We start from the raw sequence: 22,424 nt of genomic DNA, 5'->3' as shown, positions 1-22,424 counted from the left end.
GGGCGAAGCGTTTCGGGCTTCGCCCCTTCGTCGCGCGCCCCCGTCGATCCGGCGATCAGGATTCGCAAAAAACACCGACCCGCCGGCAGCGGTACGCTGCTTTCGGACCGGTCCATCGGCTGAATATAACGATGCTACGGCCGCTTATCCTTCAAGCCGCAGCTCCCTCATTTTGTTGTACAGCGTTCCGCGCGAAATGCCGAGCAGCTTGGCGGCCGCGCTTTTGTTGCCGAGCGTCTGGGCAAGCGCTTCCTCGATCAGCGCCTTTTCTTCTTGTTCCGTAGCTCGCGTCCTCAGCGCCTTGAATTGCGGCTGGCCGGCCTCGGACTCGCTCCTTTCGAGCTTCGGCTGCTCCTTCTGCAGATGGGCCGGAAGGACGGAAAGCCCGATTCGCTCGTCCTCGCTTAAAATCAGGCAGCGCTCCACGACGCTTGTCAATTCGTTCAAATTGCCCGGCCAGTCGTAATTGGCGAAAGCGAGCAGCACCTCCGGATCGAATTGCGGGACCGGTTTTTGATATTGGAGGGCAAATTGGCGCGCGAACGTCTGGACGAGCGACGGCAGGTCTTCCTTCCGCTCGCGCAGCGCCGGCAGGACGATGGAAATGACGTTCAGGGCGTAGTACAGATCGGAGCGGAACGACCGTTCCCGGACCAGCTCGCCCAAATTTCGCTCGGTCGCCGCGATAATCCGGGCGCGAACCGGAATCGGTTCCGTTCCTCCGACGCGATAGACGGTTTGCCGCTGCACATATTCGTAAAGCTTCGCCTGCACGTCCGGCGGCAGACGGTCGATTCCGTTCAGAAACAGCGTGCCCTCGTCCGCCAGCTCCAGCTTTCCCGGGCCTCCCGCGCCGTTTCCCGTAAACGTGCCCCCCTGATAGCCGAACAATTCGGTTTCCAGCAGACCGTCCGGAATCGAAGCGCAATGAACGGTCAAAAACGGCTGCTTCGCCCGCGGGCTGAGCTGGTGGATCATGCGCGCGAGCTGCTGCTTGCCTACGCCGGGTTCGCCGACGAGCAGCAGCGGATTTTCCGTTCCGGCCGCTTTGCGGGCGAGCCGGACCGCGGTTTCGAGCCGCCTGCTTTTGCCTTTGATAAAAGGAAACGGCTCGTCGGCGCCCGGCCGATCGTCGGGGAACGCGGCATGCGCCGACATCAGCTCGTCGTTCAGCCGGACGAGCTGCGTAATGTCCTGTTCGGTGGCGATGCCGCCGATAATGCGCCCGTCCTCGTCCAATACCGGGGAAGCGTTGATCAGCACGTGATTGCCGGGGCGGGGACGGTGATACGTATTGCGCACGGTGCGTCCTTCGTCCAGCATGCGGAGCACGACGAGCGCATCGGGCTGAAAATGCTCGCCGATGCGGCGCCCGACGATGGTATCCCGGCCGATGCCGTACGTTTCTTCCGCAACGCCGTTCCAGCAAATGACGGTGCCGGTCCGGTCGACGACCGTTACCGCGTCGGACACCGTTTCGGCCAGCGTTTGAAAATACGAAGCGAAGCGCCGTCTTTCCCGGAGGAAGTAGGCGAGCAGCTCGCCGATCCGGCAGTAGCCGGCGATCGTCCCGTCCGCTTCCCGGAACACGACCGGCCGCGATGCGCCGGCCAGGAGCCGTTCGAGCGTTTCGAAGCGGCCGGCCGCGACATCTTCGGAAGCAACGACGGGAGACCGCAAGCTTTCGTACCGCTCCAGCCATTTCGCGGCCGGTCGGCCGGTTTCGCCGAACAGCGGCTCGTCCTCGGCCGTAAACAGATAAGCCCGATCGCCCGCCGGCATATAGACGGCAACGCCGCCGCGCAGCCGCTCCGAAATTTCGTTTGCGGGGTCGGTCGGGGAGGCGGTATGGAATTGTCGATGAATCGGAAACTGTTCAGGTTTGAACATGTGCAACCTCGCAAAAGGATCGTAAAGTAGGTACGTTCGGTTTAAATGTATCATGTGAAGCAGCCGGAAACAACAAGACGCGAGGTTGGGGGAGCCGGCGGAAAACGGTAAACGTGAGGCGGCGCGCGGAATATACTGTATAATCTTAAACACCGATGGACAGCCGCCGCTGAGTCGTTGAGCCGCGGCGAAGGAGGCGACTTGTCGCAATGAGAGTGGGCGACCTGTTTCGGACGATGGGAAAAAGCCGTCTCGCCAATCGGGCGGCGCGCAAGTACGGGCTTCGTTTCGGCGCCTCGCGTTTCGTTGCCGGAGAGACGGTCTCCGCCGCGATCGAAGCGGTCCGCAGGCTGAACGCTTCGGGCATCGCGGCGACGCTCGACCATCTGGGCGAGTTCGTCGCCGGCGAACAAGAAGCGCGGCTTTCGGCCGACGCCGTCTTGCGGACGCTGGACGCGATCGCGGATGCAGGCGTCGATTCCAACGTGTCGGTCAAGCTGACGTCGCTTGGCCTGGACGTCGATTTCGGGACGTGCGAGAGCCATATGCGGCGCATTTTGGAAAGGGCCGCCCGGTACCGGAATTTCGTCCGCATCGACATGGAAGATTATGCGCACTGCCAGCCCGCGATCGAGATGTACCGAAAGCTCGGACGGGATTACGACAACGTCGGGATCGTCATCCAGGCCTATTTGTACCGGTCGGAGCGGGACGTGAAGGAGCTGCGGGAGGTCGGCGCGAATTTGCGGCTCGTGAAGGGAGCCTACAAAGAAACCGCCGATGTCGCCTACCCGGATAAAAAGGACGTCGACGCGAATTTCAAAAACCTCATCCGGAAACAGCTGCTTGGAGGCGGCTACGCGGCGATCGCCACCCATGACGAGGACGCGGTCGAATACGCGAAGCGGCTGGTCCGGGAATACGGCGTCTCCGGCGACCGTTTCGAATTTCAAATGCTGTACGGAATCGGCGAGCCGCTCCAGCGCAGGCTTGTTCGGGAAGGCTATAAAGTGCGCGTGTACGTTCCTTACGGAATCGACTGGTTCGGCTATTTTATGCGCCGCTTGGCGGAGCGCCCCGCGAACGTTCGGTTCGTATTGAAGCATTTGTTCAAAGGCTGAGCGGGGCCTATGGATTTTATCAGGCAAAGTCCAATCAAGCGGGAGAGCTTCGGCGAAATAGCTTTAATGCTATCTATAAGCCAAACTAATGTTAAATGCAGAACAATTAATTATACATGATGATAATCGAACGTTAAAATAGAAATGACAACGATTTCATTTTTAACGATTCGAGGAGGAAACGGACATGGCAATGGAAAATCGTTTTAAAGACAAGGTTGCCGTCGTGACCGGCGGCGCTTCCGGGGTCGGGTATGCGATCAGCCGGCGTCTGCTGGCGGAGGGAGCCAAAGTCGTCGCGGCGGATATCAACAAAGACCGGTTGGACGCCCTGCAGGCCGAACTCGGCGATTCGTTTGTCGGCGTCAAGACCGATGTCACGCAAGAAGCGCATGTGGAGGCGCTCGTGGGCGAGGCGGTCGAACGGTTCGGCGGATTGGACATCGCCTTTAACGTAGCGGGGGCTTCGAAGGCCGGAACGATCGTCAATCTTTCCGAAGCGGATTGGGATTTTACGGTCGATCTGTGCCTCAAAGGCGTATTTTTAAGCATGAAGCATGAAGCGAAGGCGATGACGAAACGAGGCGGCGGCGCCATCGTCAACGTCGCGTCGCTCAACGCCCATGTGCCGATGTATTCGGGCTCGGCCTACGCTTCGGCCAAAGCGGGCGTCGAGATGCTGACGAAAAACGGCGCGCTGGAGATGGCCCGCAACGGCATTCGGGTGAACGCGATCCTTCCCGGCCTGATCGAGACGCCGCTAACGGCGGGGCTTTTGCAAAGCGAGGAAATTACCGCGGCCTACATGGAGCGCATTCCGATGGGACGCGCCGCGAAGCCGGAAGAAATGACCGGCCCGGCGCTGTTCTTGGCCAGCGACGATGCCGGTTACGTCTCCGGGGCAAGCCTGCTAGTCGACGGCGCGTGGGCGACGAGCGGGTACCCGGATCTGAGCCGCTGGTTTTCCTGATCGCCGGGCCAAGGCTTAAAGGCTGTTTTTCTCCAGCTCGCGCTGAAAGCGGCCGATGCAGTACTCGCATAAAAACGATTTTTGCTTGGCCTCGGATTTGAGCCAGCCGATTTGCGTTTCGCGCTGAGGGAACGAGGCGATTTCGACCATGGCGAATTCGCCGTTCCGGTAGGCGGGATGGTGAACGAACGAGTAGTCGTGTCCGACGGTGACCGCAATATTTTCCTCAAGGGCGGTTTGAATCGCTCCGGCGTTGTTGGTGGTAAAAAGAATCGAAGGCTCTCCGTGCCGCGAGCTGAAGTCGGCGATAAAATCGTCCAGGAAGTTGTCCTGGTAAAGAACCCAATCCAGCTTCAACAGTTCCTCTGGGGAAACGGTTTTTTTTCGCGCGATCGGGGAGTTCCCGTTTGCCATAATGACCAGTTTCACTTGTTTGGAAGCCTCGAATTCAAGGCCGTTCAGCTGCCGGATATCCTTCGGATAGACGGCGACAAGCCCGACGTCGGTCCGGTTCGCCCGAATATCCTCGACGATGGACATCGAGTCCTTTTCCTCGATGGCGATTCGGAGTCGGGGATTTTCTTTTTTTATGGATGCGATCGTCTGCACGAGCAAAGGCATAAGGCCCGGAAACGCCGCGATTTGCAGCTTGCCTTCGATCAATTGCCGGTCATGCAGCGCCGTTTGTTTCATTTCGTTCAGCTCATGAAGCACTTTGAGCGCCTGGCGGACGATTTTTTTTCCTTCTTCGGTCACGGTCGCGCCCGTGCGGGAGCGAAGGAAAACCGCTACGCCCAATTCGGCTTCCAGCCGGGCGATCGACTGGCTGATCGCGGATTGGGTCACGTGCAGATGGGCGGAGGCGGCCGACAAGGATCCCGCTTTGGCGACCTCGACGACATATTCCAGTTGTTCGATATTCATCTTGTAATCCCTCGGAGTTTACTTCGTCTTATAGGAAAGTATAATCGATAAGCATCGCTAAACGAAAGGCTGACGCGATTTTCAAACGATTGGAAAAACGTCTGACTTCGTCCTTGAGAAGACGGTCTTGAGAAATCGGGCTTCCTTGAGCGGGGTGGAGCGGGGGAGCGGGATAACACGGGTCGAGACGGGGTTAGGCGAAGCTTGGTTGGATTTTGTCCAATCAAAACCGGTTTTTTCGCGCAATGCGTCATCTTCGTTGGATTTTGTCCAATCGGGCGGGGCGGTTTCGTCCATTCCAGGCGAAATGGCCGTTTCTCGTTGGATAAAATCCACTCTAGGCCGCGGTTTCCCCGTTTCCCGCTCCATTGATTGGATAAAATCCATTATAGGCAAGCGACCCCCCTCTTCTTGAAAAGGAAGAGAAGGGTCGCTCTTTGGCGGCCGAGGGGTTATTTTCGCTTCGCCGGCGTCCAAAGCGCTTCGATTTGCTCCAGCGATTTGCCCTTCGTTTCGGGAACGAAACGCCAGGTGAACAGCACCGTAATCAGCGACATCGCTCCGAACGTCCAGTAGGTGGCGGCCGGTCCCGCCGAACCGAGCAGCGGGGGGAACGATTGGGAAACGACGTAGTCCGCCGCCCACAGCGCCATCGAAGCGATCGCCGTCGCGCGGCCGCGCACGCGGTTCGGAAAAATTTCGGACAGCAAAACCCAGACGACCGGGCCCAGCGAGACGGCAAACGCCGCTACGTAAACGAGGATCAGCACCAGCACGACCGGGCCCGTGCTTTGGCCCGAGTGAAAAACATATCCGATCAACAGCAAGCTGATCGTCATAACCGACGAGCCGGCCAGGAGCAGCGCCTTCCGCCCGGCCTTGTCGATCAGCCAGATCGACAAAATCGTAAACGCGAAATTGATGAAGCCGACCAAAATTGTCTGCACAAGCGCCGCGTTCGTGCCCGCGCCCGTTTCCTTCAAAATTTCCGGCGCATAATAAAGAATGGCGTTAATGCCGGTCACTTGCTGCAGAATCGCGATGACGACCCCGACGAAGAGCGCGAACCGAAGGCCCGGCTTGAACAGCTCGCGATAGGTCGCTTTTTTCTCCTTGAAGGAAGCTTTAATATCCAGAACTTCTTGCTTGGCCGCTTCTTCCCCGTGAACGCGGAGCAAAATGGACAGCGCCTCCTCGGCTCTTCCTTGCTTGATCAGCCAACGCGGGCTTTCGGGAACGAGGAACAGAAGAACCATGAACAGGATGCCCGGAATCGCGCCGACGCCGAACATCCAGCGCCAACCTTCGGAAACGTCCCACGCGTCGTTGCCGTAACTCGCGATGCCGGAGTTGACGAAATAGGTAAGGAAAATTCCGGTAACGGTCGCGAATTGGTTAAGGGCGACGAGCCGCCCGCGGTATTGGGCCGGCGCGATTTCGGCATTGTAGAGCGGGCACAGGGTCGAGGTGATGCCGATCCCGAGCCCGCCGATCATCCGGAAAACGATATATCCCGCGAACGTTTCCGGAAGCGCCGAGCCGATCGAACCGACGATGAACAGAACGGCCGCGGCGATAAGCACCTTTTTCCTACCGAACCGGTCGCTGAGCGTTCCGGACAACGCGGCGCCGACGATGCACCCGATGATCAGGCTGGAAACGGCCCAGCCGACCTGAATGTCGTTCAAATTGAATTTTTCCGTCATGAAGCCGATCGCTCCGGACACGACGGCGGTATCGAATCCGAACAGCAGCCCTCCGAGCGCGGCGACGATCGAGACGATCGTCACGTATTTCATGTTCGGACGGTTTCCTTGTTCGGGCCATGTAACGGTTTTGGTTTTCATGAGCGTTGCCTCCCTTCGCTGCCTTGCAAAACGGCTTCCCGCAAGGGAAGCGAAACTCAGTATAGCATGATGAAAAAGCCGAAGGCGGAACGAACAGCTTCATTAATTTGCGCCAAAACCGCACAATCCTTCGATGCGGCCGCCGGGCGAAAGAACGACGGGGGACGATAGCATTTTTTTGTCCGACCCGCGCAAAAAAATCCGCCTCCCGGAGGAGACGGATCGGCATGCGCGGATGCTAGGATTCCGGCGCAAACGCGGCCCGAAACTCGGACGGCGTGACGCCGGTTACTTTTTTGAACACGCGGCTGAAGTAGTTCGGATCGTTATAGCCGACCTCGTAGCTTACTTCCTTGATGCTGAGGCGATCTTCCCCGATAAGCTCCTTCGCCCGGTCGATCCGCAGCCCGGTCAAAAAGTCGATGAACGTCTCGCCGGCATGCTGCTTGAACACTTTGCTGAAATAAAAAGGGTTCAAATGCACGAATTCCGCCACGTCCTCCAGCGACAAGTCTTCCGCGAACCGGCTGCGGATGTAGGCTTTCGCCCGGTCGATGACCGTCGAGGTCTGCTCTTCCCGGATTTCGCGAATGCGGTTCAGCGCGGACATGACGTAACTGCGTTGGGCGGCGTCTTCGGCTCCTTCCCGGGGGAAGCCGACGGCTTGTCCCTGCTTCAAATCGTCGAACGGGCAAATTTGGCCTTCCCGGTCGGAACAGGCGGAGGCGAACACCGCTTCGAAATACGAGCGGCGCAGCCCTTCCGTTCCGGAGCGGAGCGTCCCGATTCCGACCGACAGGCCGATCGCCAGCTCGCCGCGAACCGTGTCGCGAAGCTTTTCGCCGAGCTGCACGGCCTCCGCCTTCCCGTCGCCGTCCGCTTGCTGCGGCTTGCGCGCGAACAACGCCAAATGGTGCTCGAGAATGGAGCTGACGATGCACCGGGCATGGGACTTCGCGTATCGGCGAATCGTCTCGAACAGCATTCGCCTGTCCGGGCCCGATACGTGCCCGGAGAAGGCCAGCACGAGGCAACGGCAATCGTCCAGCGGAAAGTCGAGCCAGGACGCCAGTTCTTCGGGCCCGGCGCCCGAAACCTGATCGACCATCAGCGTGAGCGCCAACTCGTTTTCGACAAGCGGCTGCAGCGCGTATACTCTGCTTTTCAGTTCGAGCTGCTCGGCTTTGGCGTCTTTTTCCCGGTCCAGCTCGTCCTTCAGACGCCGCAGAAGGTTCGCGATTTGCTCGCGGCCGGCGGGCTTGACGATGTATTCCTTCACGCCGAGGGACAGCGCTTCCTGCGCATAGGAAAAGTAATCGTAGGCGGTCACGAGCACAAGCTTGGCTTCGGGCAGCGTTTTCCGGATTTCCTTCAGCGCCTCGAGCCCTTGAATGCCGGGCATCTGCACGTCCATGAACACGATGTGCGGGCGCCGCTCCTCCGCGGCTTCGATCGCCTGCCTGCCGTTTTCGGCGTGAAGGATCTCGAACGTATCGGGAAGCTCCCGCCCAACGATCCACTCCAGGCCTTCCCGTTCCAGCGCTTCGTCATCCGCGATCATCAATCGGTACATCGGTCTGCGTTTCCTCCTTTGTCAACGGGATGCGAATCGCGATCGTCGTCCCGAATCCCGGCCGGCTCCGGATCTCGACGGCGTCGTCGCGCCCGCAGAACAATTGCAGCCTGCGGAACACGTTGCGGGTGCCGAGACCGGACGACTTTCCTTCGGAAGCGAATCCGGCCGACGGCTCGTAGTCCATCCGAAGCAGCGCTTGCCGGGTCTCTTCGTCCATGCCGGCGCCGTTGTCCGCGATTTCCACGATGGCGTTCCGGCCGTCGGGGGCGCGACGCACGGAAAGCCGGATGACGGCGTTTCGTTCCAGGCTTTCGATGCCGTGGACGAACGCGTTTTCGACCAGCGGTTGGATCGTGAGCGGCGGGATCGGCGTGTCCAGGACCGACTCGTCGATTTCGGTTTCGAACCGGAAGCGGTCGCGGAACCGGGCTTTCTGGATGGCGACGTACGCGTCCGCTTGTTCCAGCTCGTCTTTAAGGCCGACCGGCTCGTCCAGGCGGCGCAAATTGTAGCGAAGCATGCGGGACAGGGAGACGATCAGGTCGGACGTCCGCTCCGCGCCTTCCAGCAACGCCAGCTTCGACAGCACGTTGAGCGAATTGTACATGAAATGAGGCCGGATCTGGCTTTGCAGCGCCTGCAGCTCCAGTTCCTTGACGAGCCGGCTTTGCTCCAGCATTTCGCGGTCCCGCCTCGCGGACGCTTTCAAGTCGGCCAGCATTTGCCGAAACGCGCCGGAGAGCGTACCGAGCTCGTCCTTGCCGGCGGCGGGAAGATCGGGCGGCGTCTCGTAGGTGCGATGTTCGGAGACGTGCTTCGCCGCTTTGACGAGCCGGCCGACCGGATCGGTCACGCCGCGGGAAATCCAGACGGCAAGCGCGACGCCGAGCGCCGTCTGGGCGACGAAGACGGCGGCCCCGAGCCGGTTCATGCGCGCGTTCTCCTCCTGGATCCGGCGGAAAATCGGCTGGTCGAACGCCAGCTCGAGATCGACGAGCCGCTGCGCCTCCTCGCGGACGAAGCCCGCGATTCGTTCGGCCGATTCGTATCGCGACAGCGCATCGGACGGATAAGCTGCGGAAAGGGCGGCTTTCTCCTCCTTTGCCAGCGAGTCAAGAAGCCGAAGGTAGCCGGTCCCGGCGGCGCCCTGGGAAGCGGGGCGAACGGTTCGCTCAAGCTCTCCGGCGCGCCGGATCAACTCCTCGATGCCGCCCGCCGCCCCGGTTCGGCTTTCGGGATTCGGGTCGAGCAAGTGCGCGTAAAGCGCCTGGAGCGACCGGTCCGCGGCCTCGACCGATTGCTTGTAGGCAAGAATGCGATCCATCATCCGGTCGTAGCTTCGCTGGACGATCGTCGAGCTTTGAAAAAGGAAAAAGGTGACGGTATTGGCGAGCAGGACAAGGAGCGGGATAACCAGCAGCAGCTTCGCGCGGATCGACATTTTATTCACCTCCGGAGCCGTTTCCGTCCGAAGGCGCTGACGGGCTTCGGGCGAGCACGGTCGTCGGAACGACGTGCTGCGATTGCCCGAGGGGCTCGCCTTGAAGGAGGGCATGCAGCAGCCGGACCGCTTCTTCGCCCATCCGGTAAGGATGCTGGACGACCGACGCTTCGATTTTGCCCGACTGGATCGCTTCCTTCGTATTTTCCAGATCGTCGAACGCGAACACGCTGACGTCCCCGACGCCAAGGCGCTGGACAGCTTCCGCGATGCCGAGGCCGTCCAGCGCGCTGAAGCCGACGATCGCGCGAAGCTCCGGGAACTCCTGCAGCAGTTCCGCAGCCTGCTCCGCCGCTTGGAGCCGGGAAATGTTGGAGATGCGGACGTCGGCAATCGAGAGGCCGGGATAGCGGGAGACGACGTTTCGGAAGCCTTCGAGCCGAAGCCGCTGATTCGTTGCCTCGCTGCCGAGCAGGACGCCGATTTCGCCCTCGCCGTCCAGTTTGCGGGCGACCAGTTCCCCCATTTGGGCGCCGGCAAGCTCGTTGTCCGAACCGACGTAAGCGATTCGGCGGCTGTTCGGCTCGTCGGCGTCGACGGTTACGACGTGAATGCCCCGTCGGACCGCTTCGTCGATCAACCGCGCGTAGACAGGATCGTTCAAGCCTTGCACGAGCAGCGCGTCGGCTCCCTTGGCCACCGCCTTTTCCAGCAGGCGGGTTTGCTCTTCCGGGTCGATCCGCGTCGGCCCGGCGTATTCGAGCTCCATGCCGTAAGACTCGGCCGCCTCTCGCGCTCCGCTTTCCAGCGATCTCCAGAACGGGTTGTTCAACTCCTGGGAAATCAGTTCGATGCGAAGTCCCGAAGGTTCGCTCGGCGCGGGCGGGTCCAGCTGCGTCGTCAATTTGCGGATATTCAAAGCCGACAGGCCGAAACCGGCGAGAAGGCCGATAAAGATAAGCGAAAGCAGGATAATGGCCAGCTTCCGAAGTCGGTTCGTCATCGGGGCGTGACTCCTTTGGCGAGAGGGATAATTCGCAAGCCTCATTATAGCAAAAGATGTCCCGATTTTAAGAATTTTAACGGCGGAAGGGCAAAAAGCGGACTGAATGACTGCATGGCTGAGGGCGGCGGGTTTTGCGGGCAGGAAGGGAACCGGTCGGAATTGCGGCAACTGCAACGCTTGTCGGAAACGTCAAGCGGAAACCCCGCTCCAGGCAGAGCATCACTAAATCTTTCCGGATTTCATTACGGCGAGGACATGAAAAAGCTGTTCGGAGAACGGCTCGCATGGGAGCTGGAAACGGATCTCCTCCTCATCAGCCGGATGTCGCTATCGACCTTTACCGCCGCGGCCGCCGCCTGGATCGCCCTGTTTCTCGTTTTCGCAACGTCGGGCAATTGTTCATGTCCATCGCGCTGTCCAATTCGATTTCCCGAACGCTGCCGAAGGAGCGGGCGGGCGTCGGCATGGGGCTGTTTTCGATGCTGAACTTCATGTCCCAGGCGATCGCCGCGGGCATTTACGGCAGAGCGATCGACGCCGGCGCGGCCGCGAGCTGGAATCCGGCCAACGCGTCCGGACGCGGCTTCGTCTTCAGCAACATTTATCTCGTTCTCGCCGTGCTGCTGCTGGCCGTTCTTGCCGTCTATTATTTTCGGCAAATCCGGACGCGAAGCGCGGACGTCGGCCTCGGTCATTGACATCAATTTGGAGGAATGATATAAAAAAAGAGATGCTGGCACTCGAAGGATGAGAGTGCTAATACGATGGCGGAAGGGGTCTCCGAAGTGGAAAAGAAGCAGTTTCAGGCGGAATCGAAGCGGCTTTTGGAAATGATGATCAACTCCATTTACACGCAAAGGGAAATTTTCCTCAGGGAACTGATTTCCAACGCGAGCGACGCGATCGACAAAATTTACTACAAGGCGCTCACCGATGAGAACCTCGTTTTCGACAAGGACAATTATTACATTAAAGTGACGCCCGACAAGCAAAAGCGGACGCTCACGATTTCGGATACCGGCATCGGCATGACGAAAGAGGAGCTCGAAAACAATCTCGGCATCATCGCCAAAAGCGGTTCCCTCGCGTTCAAGAAAGAAAACGAAGCGAAGGACGGCCACGACATTATCGGCCAATTCGGCGTCGGCTTCTACTCCGCGTTCATGGTCGCGGACGTCGTGACGGTCGTCAGCAAATCGCTGTACGGCGACAGCGCCTACAAGTGGGAATCGACCGGCGCGGACGGCTATACGATCGAGCCATGCGAGAAGGATTCGGTCGGCACGGAAATCACGCTGAAAATCAAAGGCAACGCCGAGGACGAAAATTACGACGAATTTTTGGAGCAATACCGGCTGAAAGCGATCATCAAAAAATATTCCGACTTTATCCGTTATCCGATCAAGATGGACGTCACGACGTCGAAGCCGAAAGAAGGCAGCGAGAACGAATTCGAAGACGTGACGGAAGAACAGCGGATCAACAGCATGGTGCCGATTTGGCGCCGCAACAAAAACGAGCTGACGACCGAAGACTACGAAAATTTCTACAACGAGAAGCGGTACGGCTTCGACAAGCCGCTCAAGCACATCCATATCAGCGCGGACGGAACGGTCGTCTACCAGGCGATCCTGTACATCCCGGAAACGATTCCGTTCGATTACTATTCGAAGGAGTTCGAGAAGGGGCTAGAGCTGTATTCGAGCGGCGTGCTCATCATGGAAAAATGCGCCGACCTGCTGCCGGACTATTTCAGCTTCGTCAAAGGGATGGTCGATTCGGAAAGCCTGTCGCTCAACATTTCGCGGGAAATGCTGCAGCACGACCGGCAGCTCAAGCAAATCGCCAAAAACATCGAGAGCAAAATCAAAAGCCAGCTCAAATCGATGCTCAAGGACGAGCGCGAGAAATACGAAACGTTTTTCAAATCGTTCGGCCGCCAGCTGAAATTCGGCGTGTACAACGATTACGGCATGCACAAGGACGTGCTGCAGGACCTGCTGCTGTTCACTTCCTCCAAGGAGAAAAAGCAGGTCACGCTCGACGAGTACGTGTCGAGAATGCCGGAGGAGCAAAAGTACATCTACTACGCGACCGGCGATTCCGTCGAGCGGATCGAGAAGCTTCCGCAAACGGAGCTGGTGGCGGACAAGGGCTACGAGATTTTGTACTTTACCGACGACGTGGACGAGTTCGCGATCAAAATGCTCATGCGCTATAAGGACAAGGAATTCAAGTCCGTGTCGAGCGGCGATCTGGGCATCGAGCCGGAAGAGGGCAAAGGCGAAAACGAGGCCGAAGCAAGCGAGCACAAAGAGCTGTTCGAGCATATGCAGAGCCAGCTTGCGGGCAAGGTAAAAGCGGTCAAGGCTTCCAAGCGGCTCAAGTCGCACCCGGTTTGCCTGTCGGCGGAGGGCGAAGTTTCGATCGAAATGGAAAAAATCCTGAACGCGATGCCGGGCAATCCCGATATGCCGGGGGTCAAAGCCGACAAGGTGCTGGAAATCAACGTGAACCATCCGGTGTTCCAGTCGCTGAAGGATTCGTTCGCGACCGACAAGGAGAAAGTCAACCTGTACACCGCGCTGTTGTACAACCAGGCGCTGCTGATCGAAGGGCTGCCGATTCAGGACCCGGTCGAATTCACGAACGACATTTGCAAAATCATGGTTTAACCGGTTTGCCGGCCCCGCCTTGCGCGGGGCTTTTAAATTCGGCGATCCCGGCCCTCGAGGCTGCGACGCGGGCCGATTCCTGTTACGATTGCGGTTTGAGCGTCATGCCGCCGATGATGGCGGCGACCGCCCGCGCCTCTTCGTCGTCGAGCGTAATCACGGAAAGCATGTCCGCATCCGGTTCGTCCGAGTCCAGATGGAACATTTCCCGGCGATCGTCGTGATGAACGACGATGACGAGCGTTTCCCCGCTGCGCGTCCGAATCTTATATTTCCGGCCGATGCCGGGCAACTCCGTTTCGCGAATATCCAACGCATAACCCTGCCTTCACAAATAATGAGCCGCAATCGCGGGCGGGCGAAGCCGGTTTCCGAACGATGCGGGCAAAAAATGAACGGCGCGCTCGGGCGCGCACGCCTATTATCGTCCATGCGAGAGAGAACGTCAAGAATGAAAACGTTCCCCTCATGTCCGCCGCCGGCCGAATAAGCGCTTTCCCTTAGCAGTTTATGCGGTTCTCGCCGGATCCGCATGGATGTTTCGACGGTCAGGCGCCGTACAATCGACGGTATTCCGTCGGGGTCATGCCTTCGTGCTCCATGAACCGCTTGTTGAAATAGCTGACGCTCGGATATCCCGCGTCGGCGGCGATTTCCCCGATTTTATCCTCTTTGCGCTCGAGCAGCCATTGTTTGGCCATCTGGAGGCGGCAGCGCGTGATGAAGTCCATCGGCGTCATTTTCATGACGGTTTTGAACAGTTTGCAAAAATAGTAAGAGCTGACCCCCGCGCGCTCGGCCCAATCTTCCAGCAAAAAAGGCTTTACGGCATCCCGCTGCATTTGCGGCAGCAGTTCCAGGATACGGTCGCCGGACGAGCCGGTCCGGCCTCCGACGAGCGGCACGGCCTGCTCGACGAACGCGGCCAGCAGCGCGTAGGTCAGCGTGGACAGGCGCGCCGGGAACAGCATCCGGTTCGTTTCGGCTTCCGCCAGAAGCTCCTCGTGCGCCTGCGACCAAGAATCGGGCTGGCGGAGCGTCCACAACTGGCTTTTGTGCAATCCCCGTTCGAGCATGTAATCCTGCAGCCCGCTGCCGTAAAAATGCACCCAGCGAACCGCCCACGGGTCTTCCCGGCTGCTGTAGTACCGCTGCTGCTGCTGCGGGAAATAAAGCACGGCTTCGCCGGCGTGCAGCGTCCGAACGTTGCCGTCAAGCTCCACGAAACCTTTGCCGGCGGCGACGAAGTGAATGTTGAAATTGTTCAGCGCCCCCGCTTCCCGCGTCACGCTGTGATCGGGAACATTCCGGTAAAACCCGACGGACTCGGGCAAACAGAAAAAAGACGTTTGCTGAAGGGTCAGCAGGTGGCTTTGACGGATCATGCTTGCAGTCCCCTATTATGACAATATTGTTATATCGTCATGCAAAATAATGTTATTTTCATTTTAAATAAACTTACCTATAATCGCAATATAGTCTTAAATAACAGACGAAAAGGCTGGGAGCGCCATGAACCGCAAATTAAGATGGGGAATTTTGGGCTGCGCCGGAATCGCCAAACGCGCGGTCGTGCCGGGACTCGGCGAGTCGAAGTTCAACGAGGCGGCCGCCATCGCGAGCCGCGACGCCGACAAGGCGAAAAGAACCGCCGAGGAGCTCGGCATTCCGGTCGCGTACGACAGCTACGAAGCGCTGCTCGCGGACGATTCGATCGACGTCGTCTACATCCCGCTGCCGAATCACCTGCACAAGGAATGGACGATTCGGGCGGCCGAGGCGGGCAAGCATATTCTGTGCGAGAAGCCGATCGCGCTGACGGCGCGCGAAGCGGCGGAAATGGCGGAGGCGGCGGCGAAGGCGGGCGTCGTGCTGGCGGAAGCGTTCATGTATCGCCATCACCCGCGTTACGACACGATCAAGGAGCTGATCGGCTCCGGGGCGATCGGGGAGATCCGGGGCATTCGCGGCGCCTTTACGTTCAACAACGCCGGGGACAAGGCAAACGTCCGTTACCGCAAAGATTGGGGCGGCGGCTCGATTTACGACGTCGGCTGCTATCCGATCAGCGCCGCCCGGCTGCTGCTCGGCCGGGAGCCGGAAGCGGCGACGGCGCATGCCTTTTTCTCGCCGGAGCATGACGACGTGGACATGATGGCGTCCGGCCTGATCGAGTTTCCCGGCTCGGTCGCGCTTGCGTTCGATTGCGGCATGTGGGCCGCCGGGCGGAATACGCTCGAAGTGCTAGGCACCGAAGGCATCATCGAAGTGCCGTCCGCGTTCGTGACCCGAGCTCCCGGCAGCGGCAACTTCTTTCTGACTTCCCGGGGAGAACGAAAGGAGATCGAGGTTCCGAACGTGAACGCTTACTCGGCCCAGGCGGATCATTTGGCGGGCGTCATCGCGAACGGCGAACCGCAGCTCTTCTCGCCTGACGACGCCGTGCGCAACATGAGGGTGATCGACGCCTGCCTCGCGTCCGCGCGCGAACGGACGCGAGTGCTTTTGGATTAAAAAGGAGGCGCTGGAACGAATGGAGTACTTGACGATTCCGGGACTGGCGAAGCCCGTCTCCCGGCTGATGAAGGGAACCGATTATTTCAAGCACGACAGCTACGAGATCGCGGCCGCCAATATGGACGCGTTTCTGAGCATCGGCGGCAACGCCGTCGACTCCGCGCATATTTATTGCGGCGGCCAAAGCGAGGAAGTTCTCGGACGCTACATGAAGGAGAGGGGAAATCGGGACCAAATCGTCATTCTGACGAAGGGAGCCCACCACGACCGGAACGGGCCGCGCGTGACGCCGGAAGCGATCCGTCACGATCTGAACGTCAGCTTCGAGCGGCTGCAAACCGACTTCATCGACCTGTACGCGCTGCACCGGGACGATCCGAACGTAGAGGTGGGACCGATCGTCGAAGCGCTGAACGAGCCGATCCGGGCGGGGACCGTCGGAGCGATCGGCGTATCCAACTGGACGTGGCGGCGGATATGGGAAGCGAACGAATACGCGGCGGCGAACGGGCTGGCCGGCTTTACGTTCAGCAGCCCGAATTTGAGCCTGGCGAAAGCGAACGAGCCTTTTTGGGCGGGCTGCGTATCCGCCGACGAGGAAACGTGCTCGTGGCACGAGCAAACGCAGCTGCCGCTGTTCTCCTGGTCGTCCCAGGCAAGAGGGTTTTTTACCGGCCGATTCTCGCCGGACGTTCGCGACGATGCCGATATCGTCCGCGTCTTTTACAGCGACGCCAACTGGGAGCGGTTGCGACGCGCCGAACAACTGGCCCGGGAAAAGGGCGCGACGACGATCCAGATCGCCCTCGCCTACGTGCTGAATCAGCCGTTTCCGACGTGCGCCCTGATCGGGGCCCGTTCGCAGGAGGAGCTTCGCTCCTGCGACGAGGGCTCGAAAATCAGGCTGACCCGGGAAGAGCTTGCCTGGCTCGATCTTCGCATGGAGAGCGCGTAAGGAAGACGAACCGGGCCGCGTACCGCGTGCCGAAATCCGGCTCCGTGCCGCAACGGAACCGGCGAAGCGAATACCGATCGACGACGGCAGGCCGTCCCCGCGCGAACAGCGTTCGCCGACGGGACGGCCTGTTTTCGCGTTGCCGCGTATAAAGGAAATTAATAGAAGCATCCTAAATCCGAACGGACTATGGCCGTCGTCTATCGCTAAACGGAGGCGAGCGGCCGGGAAGGGGGATGCCTATGCGACTGAGAAAAAGGCGCGGCAAGGCGCCGGAGCCGTCCGAAACGGAAAATAAGGATGAAGGTTCGCCGGAAGAGCGGCAGGACCGGATCGGCGATCGCTTGGAGGAGACCGTCGGCCGCCTCCAGGATAAGTTCGGGGGAAACGACGACTTTGTTTTGTGCCGGTTTCAGGTGTACGGACGCATTCCCGCCGCCATGTTCTACTATTCGAGCATGGTGGATTCGACGGCCGTCAACGAGGTGATCCTGAAGCCGCTCATGCTCGGTTCGCCCGCGTCGGAACAAGAGGGCGGCGAAAGCGGGAGCCTGCCGCATCGGCTGATCGACGACATTTTGTACCACAGCGGCTGCACGACGGAAGGCCGGTATTCCGCCCTGGTCGGAGCGATCGTGCGCGGGCAGACCGTGATCGTCGTCGAAGGCGAGACGGAAGCGATCGTCGTTCAAACGCGCAGCATTGACAAGCGCAGCATCGACACGCCGGCGACCGAGCAGGTCATTCGCGGCCCGCGCGAAGGCTTCATCGAGATGCTCTCAACGAACATGGCCTTGCTTCGCTACCGGCTGCAGACGCCGGAATTTCACATTCAAACGATGGAAATCGGACGGAAAACGATGTCGAAGGTGGCCGTCTGCTACATAGAAGGCGTCACCAATGCCGAACTGGTGAAGGAAGTGCGGGACCGGGTCTCCCGCATCGACATCGACGCGGTGCTCGACTCGGGTTACCTGGAGCAATTTATCGAGGACAACCACATATCGCCGTTTCCGCAAGTGCAGTACACGGAACGGCCGGACAAGGTCGTGGCCAACCTGCTCGAAGGACGGGTGGCGATTCTCGTCGACGGCTCTCCGCTTGCACTCGTCGTTCCGACCGTATTCAGCCAGTTTTACCAGACCGTCGAGGACTACACCGAACGCTTTCTGCTGATGAGCGCGGTCCGGATGGCCCGGTTCGTGGCGCTGATCTTTTCGCTTGTTTTTCCTTCGCTGTACGTGGCGATCATCTCGTTTAATCCCGAGCTCATCCCGACCGAATTCGCCGTTGCGGTGGCCGGGGGCCGGGCGGGCGTTCCGTTTCCGGCCGTGATCGAGGTGCTGGTGATCGAAATTGCGATGGAAGTGCTGCGGGAGGCGACGATCCGGCTGCCGCAGCAGGTCGGGGGCGCCCTGTCCATCGTCGGCGTGCTCGTCGTCGGCCAGGCGGCGGTCGCGGCCGGCTTCGTCAGCCCCATTACCGTCGTCATCATCGCCTTGACGACGATCGGCTCGTTCGCAACTCCCGCGTTCAACGTCGCGTTGGCGCTGCGGCTGCTCCGGTTCCCGCTGATCATTATGGCCGGCATTTTCGGCCTGTACGGCGTCATGATCGGGCTCATCCTGATCGCCAACCATCTGCTGTCGCTCAAATCGTTCGGCGTCCCGTACCTGAGCCCGCTCGTTCCCTCCGATTCCAGCGGCCTGAAGGATTTGCTTGTGCGCGGACCGCTGTGGTGGATGCAGAAGCGGCCGGCTTTCCTGAGGCCGAAAGAGACCGACCGGGTCCGTCCCGGCTTGGGGAAGCGGATTATGGCCGGCACGGATAACGTGCTGGACCCCGCCCGACAAGAAAAAAAGGAGCGGTAACGCATGAACAACGATCGGATTCGCGAGATTACGGCGATTCAAACCTCCGCCATCCTGATCAGCACCATCATTGGCGTCGGCGTTCTCGCCCTGCCGCTGTTCGCCGTTCAATCGGCCAATTCCGGCGGCCCGCTCGTCACGCTGCTCGCCGTCCTCTTCGCGTTTGCCGGGTTGGCGCTGGTGGCGGTGCTCGGCATGCGGTTTCCCCGCCAAACGATGCTTCAATACAGCGAGATCATTATCGGGAAATGGCTTTCCCGAATTTGCAACTTCAGCATCGTCGTTTTTTTTGCGATCTTGACCTCGCTGGCGGCCCGGGAGTTCGGGGAAGTGGTCATTACGGCAGTATTGCAGAAGACGCCTGTCGAAGTCACGGTCATCGTCATGCTGCTGCTTGCCGCCTTTTCTACGCGCAACGACGTTTTGACGTTCGCGTATATCCATCATTTTTACTTTCCGCTGCTGATCTTCCCGGCCGTGCTGATCGTCGCGCTGTCCTTGAAGAACGCGGAACCGCTCAACTTGCAGCCCATCTGGGGGAACGGACGGACGAACATGCTGGAGGGGACGCTCAACATTGCGGCCCTGTTTCAGGGATCCTTCGTGCTCATTACGGTCATGCCCCATATGAAGCGGCCCGAACGGGCGCTAACGGCGACCTTCTGGGGCATGCTGATCGCCGGGGGATTGTGCGTCGCGATCGCCGTGGCCGCGGTCGGCGTGTTCGGCTCCGAGGAAACGCTGAAGCTGCTCTGGCCGACGCTCGAGCTGGCCAAGGCGACCTCGCTCCCGGCCAACGTGCTGGAGCGGCTGGACGCGGCGTTTTTGGCCGTTTGGGTGACGGCCGTGTTTACGACGCTTTTTTCCACCTATTATTTGACGATCGACAAGGCCAGAAGGCTTTTCGGGATGAAAGAGCATAAAACGCTGTCGCTTTTTCTGCTGCCCGTCGTTTTTTTCATGGCGATGCTGCCGCAAAACATTTTGGAAATGTATGAGATCATCAAGAGCATCGGACGAATCGGCCTGATCGTGACGATCGGCTATCCGGCCATGCTGCTGTTGATCGCGATAATCCGGAATAAAAGAGGGGATCGCTCCAGTGAGCAAAAGACGGTCGAGAACGATTAGCTTGCTGCTGGGATGGGTTGCGCTATCGATCGTTCTCGCGGGCTGCTGGGACCGGCTCGAACTGGAAGAGCGCGCGGTCGTCCTGGGAGTCGCCATCGACACGGCCGACCCGGAGGCCGAGGAAGAAGAAAGTCCGATCACCCACCTCTCCGGCCGGTTTCCGGTACCGGACGAACGGATGATCCGCCTCACCGTGCAAATCGCCATTCCCGGCAAAATTCCGCTCGGACCCGGCGAAGGCGGCGGGGGCGGCAAGGGAGAATCGGGGCAAACGGTGTGGGTCATCGCCGTTACGGGCCATACGATCGACGATGCGCTCGTGAATTTGCAGCAGCAGGTGTCCGGGCGCCTGTTTTACGGCCATCTTCGCGTCATCGTCGTGTCCGAGGCCGTCGCGCGGGAGGGAATGGAAAATCTCAACGATTATCTTCGCCGCAACTCCGAGGTGCGGAGAATGGCCTGGATGATGGTCTCCCAGGGCAAGGCGGAGGATTTGATGAAGGCGACCCCGCAGCTCGAGCGGGTTCCGACTCTGTACTTGATTTCGACGATGGACAGCGCGGTCCGGATGGGGAAGCTGCCGGAAAACTACATCGGCATGTTTTGGAGCAATCTGTCGAAGCTGGGTCAGGAGGCTTTTTTGCCTTATGTAAGGATGAGGAAGGAACAAAACATCGAAATCAACGGTCTGGCGTATTTCAAGGGCGAAAAGATGATCGGCAAGACCAAGCCGCTGGAAATCGGCACCTATATGGCGATCAAGGGCTTGAATCCGGCCGGCTACCGGGGGTTCGTCCGGCTGGAGCGGCCGCCGGGGATGGTGACGATTTTCGCCACTTCCCGCAGGGCGGCGATGCAGGTCCGAATCGTCGACAACGAACCGAAGTTCACCGTCCGCATGTTTACCGAGATTAACCTGGAGGAAAAGCTGAACAGCGACTTCGACGTCAACTCCTCGGACGTGCTCGAGGAGATCCAGAGAGAGAACCGGAAGCAGCTCGCCAAAGCCGCAAAGGCGTTGATCGAGCAGACGCAGCGGAACGGCTCGGACATTTTCGGCTTCGGCGAATATTTGCGCGCCAAGAAGCCGCGATACTGGGACCGGGAGGTCAAGACGCCCGAGCGCTGGCAGAACATGTACAAAAACGTGTCGATCGAGGTCGATGTGGATTCCCGGGTGCGGAGAATCGGCATGAAGGCGAATTGACGGGGGAACGGTCGGAAAAAGGAGGAACGAACATGCTGGGCGGCGGCTACATGAGCTCGATCGGGTATATGATCGGGTTAAGCATTTTGACCGGAGCGCTTATTTTGCTGATGGACGTCAGGACGTTCCGTAACGAAAAGCGGGAGAAGGAAAAGAAGACCGCCTCGGTTTTAGGCTGGTTCAACGTTACGCTCGGCTGCCTGCTGTATATCGCCAATTCGGTGTTCAAGATGTGGTGAAGGCCGTCCGGCCCGATGCGGGAAGACGGGAAAAGGACTGCTTGTCCGTTATGGTGGGGTAACGGGCGAGCAGTCCTTTTCAAATCTATATATAAGAAAAAGGGGTGTAAAGACATCCTATCCGCGAAGGCTGAACCGCAACTGAAGGCAAGCTTAATTTTTCATTAAAAATCGCATGGCGGTGCAAACTGAGAAAATTTTAACCCGGCCGGATGGCATTCGGTAATCTATGGTAGACTTGAGGAGAAAAAGCGCTCAAAGGAGTCGGTTTTATCATGGCACTCATCACTTGCCGTTTTTATTCGGACGTATTGCAGCTGAGCACTTCGATGACCGTCCTGCTGCCGCAGGAGACGACGACCCAAATCGGCTTGAAGGGCAGAAGCGGAAGCGGCGCGCATCCGACGCTGTACCTGCTGCACGGCTTGTCGGACGACGATTCGATCTGGCTCCGCCGCACGTCGATCGAACGCTATGTATCGGGGCTCGGACTCGCCGTCGTCATGCCCCAGGTGCATCGCAGCTTTTACGCGGACATGGCGTACGGCGGCCGGTACTGGACGTTCGTCAGCGAAGAGCTTCCGAGGATTGCGCGCTCGTTTTTTCCGTTGTCGGAAGCCCGGGAGGACAATTTCGTCGCGGGCTTGTCGATGGGCGGATACGGCGCGTTCAAGCTGGCGCTGCGCCACCCCGACCGTTTCGCGGCGGCGGCCAGCCTGTCGGGCGCGTTGAACGTTGCCGGCGGACTTCGCGAGCGGTTTCCGGAAGACTACGAACGGATATTCGGCGGACGGGAGGTCGCCGGATCGGACGACGATCTGCTGGAGCTGCTTGCGCGGCGGTCCGGCGAAGCCGGCGCGAAGCCGATGCTTTACCAGTGCTGCGGCACCGAGGATTTTCTTTACGACGACAACCGGAGGTTTGCGGACGCGGTCCGGGGGACGGGATTCGATCATACGTACGAAGAAGGACCGGGCGGGCACACGTGGGATTACTGGGACGCCCAAATCCGGCGCGTGCTTGCGTGGCTGCCGCTGAGAGACCGGTAAGCCGG

At 59.5% G+C, this 22,424-nt stretch carries 20 protein-coding genes; 11 read left to right on the top strand and 9 right to left on the bottom strand.

Features of this window, described 5'->3' with window-relative positions; genetic code table 11:
- Window positions 1–144: 144 nt before the first annotated feature.
- Window positions 145–1,890 carry a sigma-54 interaction domain-containing protein gene (locus tag B7E11_RS28180; protein ID WP_080840745.1) on the bottom strand — a complete coding sequence of 582 codons (1,746 nt, stop codon included), beginning with the start codon at window positions 1,888–1,890 and terminating at the stop codon, window positions 145–147.
- Between the two features lie 209 nt (window positions 1,891–2,099).
- Between B7E11_RS28180 and B7E11_RS28175 the strand changes: the two genes are divergently transcribed.
- Window positions 2,100–3,011, top strand: a complete 912-nt coding sequence (locus B7E11_RS28175) for a proline dehydrogenase family protein (RefSeq protein WP_080840744.1) — start codon at window positions 2,100–2,102, stop codon at window positions 3,009–3,011.
- A 187-nt stretch (window positions 3,012–3,198) separates the two neighbouring features.
- On the top strand, window positions 3,199–3,981 hold the full coding sequence (locus B7E11_RS28170) for an SDR family NAD(P)-dependent oxidoreductase (protein ID WP_080840743.1): 783 nt from the start codon (window positions 3,199–3,201) through the stop codon (window positions 3,979–3,981).
- A 15-nt stretch (window positions 3,982–3,996) separates the two neighbouring features.
- Here B7E11_RS28170 and B7E11_RS28165 read toward each other — a convergent pair whose 3' ends face one another.
- The 6 genes from B7E11_RS28165 to B7E11_RS28140 all read right to left on the bottom strand — a co-directional run bounded on the left by B7E11_RS28165 (window position 3,997) and on the right by B7E11_RS28140 (window position 10,772).
- On the bottom strand, window positions 3,997–4,905 hold the full coding sequence (locus tag B7E11_RS28165; protein ID WP_080840742.1) for a LysR family transcriptional regulator: 909 nt from the start codon (window positions 4,903–4,905) through the stop codon (window positions 3,997–3,999).
- A gap of 81 nt (window positions 4,906–4,986) precedes the next feature.
- Complete coding sequence (locus tag B7E11_RS28160) at window positions 4,987–5,292, bottom strand: hypothetical protein (protein ID WP_139787341.1); 306 nt, start codon at window positions 5,290–5,292, stop codon at window positions 4,987–4,989.
- A gap of 65 nt (window positions 5,293–5,357) precedes the next feature.
- Complete coding sequence (locus B7E11_RS28155; RefSeq protein WP_080840740.1) at window positions 5,358–6,752, bottom strand: sugar porter family MFS transporter; 1,395 nt, start codon at window positions 6,750–6,752, stop codon at window positions 5,358–5,360.
- Between the two features lie 238 nt (window positions 6,753–6,990).
- On the bottom strand, window positions 6,991–8,325 hold the full coding sequence (locus tag B7E11_RS28150; RefSeq protein ID WP_080840739.1) for an AraC family transcriptional regulator: 1,335 nt from the start codon (window positions 8,323–8,325) through the stop codon (window positions 6,991–6,993).
- Window positions 8,300–9,769 (bottom strand): sensor histidine kinase, encoded by a 1,470-nt coding sequence (locus B7E11_RS28145; RefSeq protein ID WP_080840738.1) that lies wholly within the window; start codon window positions 9,767–9,769, stop codon window positions 8,300–8,302. Before B7E11_RS28145 ends, B7E11_RS28150 begins: the two co-directional genes overlap by 26 nt.
- 1 nt (window position 9,770) lies before the next feature.
- Window positions 9,771–10,772: a substrate-binding domain-containing protein gene (locus tag B7E11_RS28140; RefSeq protein ID WP_080840737.1), complete on the bottom strand. Its 1,002-nt coding sequence runs from the start codon at window positions 10,770–10,772 to the stop codon at window positions 9,771–9,773.
- A gap of 287 nt (window positions 10,773–11,059) precedes the next feature.
- On the opposite strand from B7E11_RS28140, the gene B7E11_RS28135 reads away from it, so the two are divergent.
- Both B7E11_RS28135 and htpG read left to right on the top strand, forming a co-directional pair.
- Window positions 11,060–11,473 carry a hypothetical protein gene (locus B7E11_RS28135; protein ID WP_080840736.1) on the top strand — a complete coding sequence of 138 codons (414 nt, stop codon included), beginning with the start codon at window positions 11,060–11,062 and terminating at the stop codon, window positions 11,471–11,473.
- An 87-nt stretch (window positions 11,474–11,560) separates the two neighbouring features.
- The gene (gene htpG / locus B7E11_RS28130; RefSeq protein WP_080841082.1) at window positions 11,561–13,450 is read left to right on the top strand and encodes a molecular chaperone HtpG; all 1,890 of its coding nucleotides are present in this window, start codon (window positions 11,561–11,563) and stop codon (window positions 13,448–13,450) included.
- Window positions 13,451–13,532: 82 nt separating this feature from the next.
- Here htpG and B7E11_RS28125 read toward each other — a convergent pair whose 3' ends face one another.
- Together B7E11_RS28125 and B7E11_RS28120 are read right to left on the bottom strand one after the other, a co-directional pair.
- Window positions 13,533–13,763: a cation:proton antiporter regulatory subunit gene (locus tag B7E11_RS28125; RefSeq protein WP_080840735.1), complete on the bottom strand. Its 231-nt coding sequence runs from the start codon at window positions 13,761–13,763 to the stop codon at window positions 13,533–13,535.
- Between the two features lie 235 nt (window positions 13,764–13,998).
- Entirely contained in the window at window positions 13,999–14,835 is an 837-nt protein-coding gene (locus B7E11_RS28120; protein ID WP_080840734.1) for an AraC family transcriptional regulator, read from the bottom strand.
- Window positions 14,836–14,962: 127 nt separating this feature from the next.
- Between B7E11_RS28120 and B7E11_RS28115 the strand changes: the two genes are divergently transcribed.
- The 7 genes from B7E11_RS28115 to B7E11_RS28085 all read left to right on the top strand — a co-directional run bounded on the left by B7E11_RS28115 (window position 14,963) and on the right by B7E11_RS28085 (window position 22,419).
- On the top strand, window positions 14,963–15,964 hold the full coding sequence (locus B7E11_RS28115) for a Gfo/Idh/MocA family protein (protein ID WP_080840733.1): 1,002 nt from the start codon (window positions 14,963–14,965) through the stop codon (window positions 15,962–15,964).
- Between the two features lie 19 nt (window positions 15,965–15,983).
- Window positions 15,984–16,922, top strand: coding sequence for an aldo/keto reductase (locus B7E11_RS28110; RefSeq protein ID WP_080840732.1), 939 nt, complete (start codon window positions 15,984–15,986; stop codon window positions 16,920–16,922).
- A 242-nt stretch (window positions 16,923–17,164) separates the two neighbouring features.
- A complete protein-coding gene (locus B7E11_RS28105; RefSeq protein WP_425430075.1) occupies window positions 17,165–18,793 on the top strand; it encodes a spore germination protein in 1,629 nt (542 codons plus the stop codon).
- A gap of 3 nt (window positions 18,794–18,796) precedes the next feature.
- Window positions 18,797–19,924 (top strand): GerAB/ArcD/ProY family transporter, encoded by a 1,128-nt coding sequence (locus tag B7E11_RS28100; RefSeq protein WP_080840730.1) that lies wholly within the window; start codon window positions 18,797–18,799, stop codon window positions 19,922–19,924.
- On the top strand, window positions 19,896–21,131 hold the full coding sequence (locus B7E11_RS28095; protein WP_139787339.1) for a Ger(x)C family spore germination protein: 1,236 nt from the start codon (window positions 19,896–19,898) through the stop codon (window positions 21,129–21,131). The genes B7E11_RS28100 and B7E11_RS28095 overlap by 29 nt, the downstream gene beginning before the upstream one ends.
- A 32-nt stretch (window positions 21,132–21,163) precedes the next feature.
- Window positions 21,164–21,370, top strand: a complete 207-nt coding sequence (locus B7E11_RS28090; RefSeq protein WP_080840728.1) for a CLC_0170 family protein — start codon at window positions 21,164–21,166, stop codon at window positions 21,368–21,370.
- A gap of 275 nt (window positions 21,371–21,645) precedes the next feature.
- A complete protein-coding gene (locus B7E11_RS28085) occupies window positions 21,646–22,419 on the top strand; it encodes an alpha/beta hydrolase (RefSeq protein ID WP_080840727.1) in 774 nt (257 codons plus the stop codon).
- The last annotated feature ends 5 nt before the right edge of the window (window positions 22,420–22,424 follow it).

This window comes from Cohnella massiliensis, from assembly GCF_900169535.1.
Classification (GTDB): domain Bacteria; phylum Bacillota; class Bacilli; order Paenibacillales; family Paenibacillaceae; genus Cohnella; species Cohnella algarum.
The sequence above is the reverse complement of the archived record's forward strand: the minus strand, read 5'-3'. Positions and strand labels throughout refer to the sequence as shown.